The organism is Paenirhizobium cremeum (assembly GCF_022884085.1).
Taxonomy (GTDB): Bacteria; Pseudomonadota; Alphaproteobacteria; order Rhizobiales; family Rhizobiaceae; genus Allorhizobium; species Allorhizobium cremeum.
This window is the reverse complement of the sequence record NZ_JAGGCS010000003.1, coordinates 415930-422236: the sequence shown is the minus strand read 5'-3', so window position 1 is coordinate 422236 and position 6307 is coordinate 415930. Positions and strand designations below refer to the sequence as shown.

Annotated in this window: 3 protein-coding genes and 1 pseudogene; 1 reads left to right on the top strand and 3 read right to left on the bottom strand. The window is 62.6% G+C overall.

Translation table 11 applies throughout. The features are described from left to right. Positions 1 to 39: 39 nt before the first annotated feature. Both uvrB and J5N58_RS08575 read right to left on the bottom strand, forming a co-directional pair. Positions 40 to 2901, bottom strand: a pseudogene (gene uvrB / locus J5N58_RS08580) (excinuclease ABC subunit UvrB); the annotation flags it as partial. Between the two features lie 158 nt (positions 2902 to 3059). After that, entirely contained in the window at positions 3060 to 5054 is a 1995-nt protein-coding gene (locus tag J5N58_RS08575) for a putative bifunctional diguanylate cyclase/phosphodiesterase (RefSeq protein WP_244710459.1), read from the bottom strand. Positions 5055 to 5362: 308 nt separating this feature from the next. Here J5N58_RS08575 and J5N58_RS08570 point away from each other — a divergent pair, with 308 nt between their 5' ends. Then, complete coding sequence (locus tag J5N58_RS08570) at positions 5363 to 5713, top strand: DMT family protein (RefSeq protein WP_112831391.1); 351 nt, start codon at positions 5363 to 5365, stop codon at positions 5711 to 5713. A 40-nt stretch (positions 5714 to 5753) separates the two neighbouring features. On the opposite strand, the gene J5N58_RS08565 is transcribed toward J5N58_RS08570, so the two are convergent. Further along, positions 5754 to 6140 (bottom strand): acyl-CoA thioesterase, encoded by a 387-nt coding sequence (locus J5N58_RS08565; protein ID WP_112831392.1) that lies wholly within the window; start codon positions 6138 to 6140, stop codon positions 5754 to 5756. Positions 6141 to 6307 lie beyond the last annotated feature (167 nt).

Sequence of the window (6307 nt, the reverse complement as noted above, 5' to 3'; positions counted from 1 at the left end):
TGGAATTACACGCGCTGAACGGCCTCAGCTTGCCGCTTACGTCATTTCGTCGAGAGTGTTTTTTCGGAACAAGGACTTGCCGGCGGGGATGGCCATGTCGGTGCCCGGGCCCATGTCGTCGAGCGAGGGCTTTTCGAAGTAGGACGAACCCCGGCCTTCCGGTCTGCCGGTTTTCGAGCGGCCGGAGAGGGAGATGCGGGGTTCGTCGGGTTTCGCCTCCCCAACCCTCCCCACAGGGGGGAGGGAGTTCGTCGCGTTTGCGGCATCCGTCGCATCATCCTGTGCGGGATCGCCGGCTTCGAGGGAGCGAGTGGAGGCGCTGCCCTTCGGCTTGCCGGTGCCCCTTTCCTGGGCCTGGGCTTCTTCGCGGGACAGGGGATCGTCCATGGCGGCGAGTTCGACGGCCTTGAGGCGTTTGATCTCGTCGCGCAGGCGGGCGGCCTTTTCGAAGTCGAGATCGGCGGCGGCATCGCGCATCTGTTTTTCCAGCGCGTTGAGATGGGCCTGCAGGTTGGCGCCCACCAGATGGCCGCCATCGGCAAAACCCTTGCCGGCGACGCCGGAGATGTCGGCGCGGACATGGTCGCGTTCATAGACGCTGTCGAGGATGTCGGAAATCTTCGCCTTGACCGATTCCGGCGTGATGCCGTGTTCGGTGTTGTAGGCCATCTGCTTTTCGCGGCGGCGGGCGGTCTCGTCCATCGCCCGCTTCATCGAGCCGGTGATCTGGTCGGCATAGAGGATGACCTTGCCGTCGACGTTTCGCGCGGCGCGGCCGATGGTCTGGATGAGCGAGGTTTCCGAACGCAGGAAGCCTTCCTTGTCGGCATCGAGGATGGCGACGAAGCCGCATTCGGGAATGTCGAGACCTTCGCGCAGCAGGTTGATGCCGACCAGCACGTCGAAGGCGCCGAGGCGAAGATCGCGGATGATCTCGATGCGCTCCAGCGTATCGATGTCCGAGTGCATGTAGCGGACGCGGACGCCCTGTTCATGCAGGTATTCGGTGAGGTCTTCCGCCATGCGCTTGGTGAGCACGGTGACGAGGGTGCGGTACCCCTTGAGCGCCGTCTCACGGATCTCGCCGAGCACGTCGTCGACCTGGGTCTTGGCCGAGCGGACCTCGACCGGCGGATCGATCAGGCCGGTCGGGCGGATGACCTGTTCGGCGAAGACGCCGCCGGCCTGTTCCATTTCCCAGCCGCCGGGGGTGGCGGAGACGGCGACGGTCTGCGGGCGCATCGCATCCCATTCCTCGAAGCGCAGCGGCCGGTTGTCCATGCACGACGGCAGGCGGAAGCCGTATTCGGCCAGCGTCGCCTTGCGGCGGAAGTCGCCGCGATACATGCCGCCGATCTGCGGAATGGTAACGTGGCTCTCGTCGATGAAGATCAGGGCGTTATCGGGAATGTATTCGAACAGCGTCGGCGGCGGTTCGCCCGGCTTGCGGCCGGTCAAGTAGCGCGAATAGTTCTCGATGCCGGCGCAGGAGCCCGTGGCCTCGAGCATTTCGACGTCGTAGCGGGTGCGCTGTTCGAGGCGCTGGGCCTCCAGCAGGCGGCCGGCCTTTTCCAGCTCGGCAAGGCGCTGCTTCAACTCGTCCTTGATCGCCTTGATAGCGCCGTTCAGCGTCGGGCGGGGGGTGACGTAGTGCGAGTTGGCGTAGATCTTCACCGACTTCATGTCACCGGTCTTCTTGCCGGTCAGCGGGTCGAACTCGGTGATCGTCTCGATCTCGTCGCCGAACATCGAGATGCGCCAGGCGGCATCCTCAAGGTGAGCCGGGAAGATCTCGATGGTATCGCCGCGCACCCGGAAGGAGCCGCGGGTGAAGTTGATGTCCTGCCGCTTGTACTGCTGGGCCACGAGGTCGGCGAGAAGCTGGCGCTGGTCGAGCCGGTCGCCGACGGTCATCTGGAAGGTCATGGCGGTATAGGTTTCGACCGAGCCGATACCGTAGATGCAGGAGACCGAGGCGACGATGATGCAGTCGTCGCGCTCGAGGATGGCGCGGGTGGCGGCGTGGCGCATCCGGTCGATCTGCTCGTTGATCGACGATTCCTTCTCGATATAGGTGTCCGAGCGCGGCACATAGGCCTCGGGCTGGTAGTAGTCGTAGTAGGAGACGAAATACTCGACCGCGTTGTCGGGGAAGAAGTTCTTGAACTCCGAATAGAGCTGGGCCGCCAGCGTCTTGTTGGGTGCGAGGATCACCGCCGGCCGCTGGGTCTCCTCGATCACCTTGGCCATGGTGAAGGTCTTGCCCGAGCCGGTGACGCCGAGCAGAACCTGGGAACGCTCGCCGTCCTTGATGCCGGAGACGAGGTCGCGGATGGCCGTCGGCTGGTCGCCGGCCGGCGCGTAGTCGGAGACCATGCGGATGGCGATTCCGCCTTCCGACTTTTCCGGCCGCGCGGGACGGTGAGGCGTCCAGATCTCGCCGTGCTTGAACAGCGGATTGCCGCTTTCGATCAGCTTTGCCAGAGCATCGACGGTGGCCGTGACGCCGCCCTTGGCCAAAGCGCCTGCCTCTTCCAGCGAAACGTCGAGGCCCGCAACCGGATTGAGGCCGGCGGCGGCGCGGGTCTTCGGGTCGGAGGAGGCGCCGATGGAGACGCCGCGGGAGGTTTTCGTCGCGGTGGTGTTCCTGGCGGTCTTCTGGGTTTTCTCCAGCGCCACTTTCTCGGCGTGCTTGCGCGCCTCGATCTCGATCTTCTTGCGGTGCTTGCCCGCCTTGGAGGCAATCTCGCGCTGGCTTTCGACGGTCGAGGCTTCCGCCTCGGCCTCGAGCTGCTTTACCCAGTCGGAAACGCTGCCGGAAAGCGGAGCGCCCTCGAACGACGCCTGCGGCGCCTCTTCAAAACCGGAAGGGGACGGGGAATTCTTCGGTGATCTGGCCATGCCGCGAATATGGAGAATCCGTTCCGCAAAGGAAAGGGGGCGCGGCCGAAAAACCGGAACAAAAAAGCAACGTCCAGTCGGGCAACTGACACGACGCTGGCAGGAGGGAGCCGGCGGTAAAACCCTCGGGCAGCGGGAAGACCGGTCCTATCGAACACTCACGCGACGGCCTTGCGGGCGGCGGTCTGTTCGCGGTGGCCGGCAATCCAGCCGAGCAGGCTTTCCACCGGCATCGGCCGGGCAAAGTGATAGCCCTGGGCGATGCGGCAGCCGAGCATGCCGAGGATCGCGGCATCCTCCTCCGTCTCGACGCCCTCGATGACGATGTCGAGCGACAGGGCAGAGCCAAGGCCGACAAGGGCGGCGATGAGATCCTGATTGGCGCGGGAGCCGGCAACGCCCCTGGCGAAGCTGCGGTCGATCTTGAGCCGGTCGATCTTCAGGCTGATGAGATAGGCGAGGGAGGAATGGCCCATGCCGAAATCATCGACCGCAAGCTTGTATCCGGCCGTTTCCAGCCGCTTCAGCTGCTCGCCGGCTCCCTCGGTGTCGAGGATCGCCTCTTCGGTGATCTCGATTTCCAGACGGGCCGGGTTGATGCCATGCTGGCATGTGACCAGTTCCAGCATATCGGCGACCGAATAGAGGGCGAATTCACGCGGCGAAATGTTGAGGGCGACGGTGGCGTCCGGCAATCCCAGTCCCGGAAGGCGGTTGAGCATGCGGCATACGGCGGCGGCGATATGGCCTGTCAGCTTCTCGGCCAAGTGCATGGACTGGGCCGCGGAGATGATCTCCGGCGGAGAAATGAAGCCGATATGGGGGTGATACCAGCGCACCAATGCCTCGAAGCCCGAGATTTCGCCGCTGTCCAGCCGCACCTGGGGCTGGAACCAGACCTCGATGTGACCGGAAAGAATGGCCTGTTCGAGATCCTGCTCGATCAGCCGCAGCCGGTCGGCCTGTTCCTTCAGGCCGGGATCGAATTCCTGAAGCTGGCGGCGGCCCTTGGCCTTGGCCTCGTAGACAGCCATGTCGGCGCAGGCGAGAAGTTCCTCAGCGCTCTGCGCATGGGTGGGAAAGGCGGCCAGTCCCATGCTGAGCCCGACGACAGACTGCGCACCGCCATAGGCGATCGGCGCACCGCTCGCCTCGATCAGCCGACCGGCATGGGCGAGGGCCCGATCACAAGCGTCAGGGCCTGTGGTGACGACCGCGAATTCGTCGCCGCCGAGGCGGGCGATCAGTCCGTCATTGCCGACTATCTCGCTGAGGCGGCGACCGACCTCGCGCAGCACCGCATCGCCGGCGCTATGGCCCAGCGTGTCGTTGATGGACTTGAAGCGGTCGAGATCAACGATCAGCAGCGCAACCTCGCCTCCCTTTACCGAGGCTTCGGCGATATCGCCGAGCAGCCGGCCGTTGAAATACATGCGATTGGCGAGACCCGTCGTGGTGTCGCGATTTGCAAGCGTCTCAAGACGGGCGTTCTGCTGCAGGATCTCGTCATTGGCGATGGCGAGCGATTGGGCCAGTTCCGTCGCTTCGAGCTTGCTCACAATATTGCTGATGAAGACGGCCTCGGCCGACCGGCTGGAGCGGATCATCACCAGCATCATTCCGAGGACGTTGATGGTCATGAGGGCGGAAAAGATGCCGCCAATGTTGAGCAGGGCCAGGAGAATCGAGAGGTGAATCGGAAGCGAGAAGGTGAGTGCCACACGGGTGTCGCCAATGCCGCGCAGAATCGAGCCGGCGGAAATGCCGATCATCACGAGAATGAGCAATCCGCCGATATTGGAGAGATCGAAACCCGGAACGCAGTAGGGAAGGGCCGCCCAGGCAAGACCCGAAAGAAACGCTCCCCCGACGAGCACCCGCAGGGCATACTCGGGCCGGGTCTCGATCCAGTGAAAGCGCAGGAGCCTACGGCATGCAACGAGACGGAGGGCCAGCGTACCCAGCAGGACGGCGAACCAGAGGGATACGGAGAGCGAGGCACCGTGGGCAATAAAGGCAAGGACGGCTGTCGAGGCCGAGATCAGGGCATTAAACGAGAGGGTGGCCGGCAGTCCTTCAACAAGGTGTGTTGCCTGAGCCTTGCGGATCTCCGGCAGAAACTTCGCAGCAATCGGCTTGGCGTTCTGGGTCAATGCGGCAATCCGGTTGAAAAATGAAAATGAACAAAAAAGTCGTTGAATATCAGAACCGGCCATGATCCTGACACGATTCCGATAAGATTCATTTAACGGCCGCCCACCCCATTTTTGGGGTAATCGATTGATCGCAAAGGGACCTTTTTTGTACGCTACCGAATTTTAGGGTAGGTACGAACAACGCTCGGGATCACCGAGACTGGACGTACTGTCATATTGCTGCATGTCTCATGCAAACCGTCGCGTCTTCGATTCTCCCACGAACGCGACAGTCAAACCAACCGCATCTTCTGCAGGGTCACTCCATGTCATTCGTCAATCCGGCCGCCGTCTGGCCAATCGTGCTGCTGTCTCTCTCCAACGTCTTCATGACCTTCGCCTGGTACGGACACCTCAAGTTCCGCAGTTCGGCGCTGATTGGCGCCATCCTCATCAGCTGGGGGATCGCCTTCTTCGAATATTGCCTGGCGGTTCCGGCAAACCGGATCGGCGCGCAGATCTATTCGGCCGCGCAGTTGAAGACCATTCAGGAAGTCATCACACTGCTGGTCTTTTCCGGATTTTCGGTCTTCTGGCTGAAGGAATCGCTCACCATCAACCACTTTTTCGGCTTCGCGCTGATTGCGGTCGGTGCAGCCCTGATTTTCCGCGCCTGAGCTGTGATGCTGCGGGCTCCGCGCTTCGTCCGATTCCGGGTCAGGCCGGCGGAACGGGTGTCGGTTTTCCTTCGCCATCGAGCGCGACCATTACGAAGGTCGCCTCGGTGACCTTTTCAAGCGTGTGCGTGAGATAGCGCTGCGCCCAGGCCTCGACGGAAAGCGTCATGGACGTGCGTCCGACCTTCGTCACGTCGGTATAGATGCACAGGGTGTCGCCAATCTTGACCGGCAGCGCGAAGGCCATTTCCCGGACTGCGGCAGTGACCACGCGGCCGTGCGCGCGCTCGGCCGCACGGATGCCCGAGGCAAGGTCCATCTGCGCCATGACCCAGCCGCCGAAAATATCCCCGGCCGCGTTGGCGTCCGCCGGCATGGCAAGGGTTCGCAAGGTCAATTCGCCGGTGGGCCTGGCTTCGCCGCTCATCTTTCGCTTTCCTGTCTTGCATATAGTCCGGGGGCGAGGGACGCCCGGCGGAATCGTCACGGATACAGGCTAGGAGATATGCTGGCGCCATACAATGGAAGAGCGACCGCTCGCCGCGACTATGATTTATTGCCTACAAATATTCACATATTCCAATTTACAGATTT

Bases quoted from the DNA above. Each gene is read 5' to 3' on its own strand.
- J5N58_RS08570 (WP_112831391.1), top strand. From the start codon at position 5,363: ATGTCATTCGTCAATCCGGCCGCCGTCTGGCCAATCGTGCTGCTGTCT.
- J5N58_RS08565 (WP_112831392.1), bottom strand. From the start codon at position 6,140: ATGAGCGGCGAAGCCAGGCCCACCGGCGAATTGACCTTGCGAACCCTT.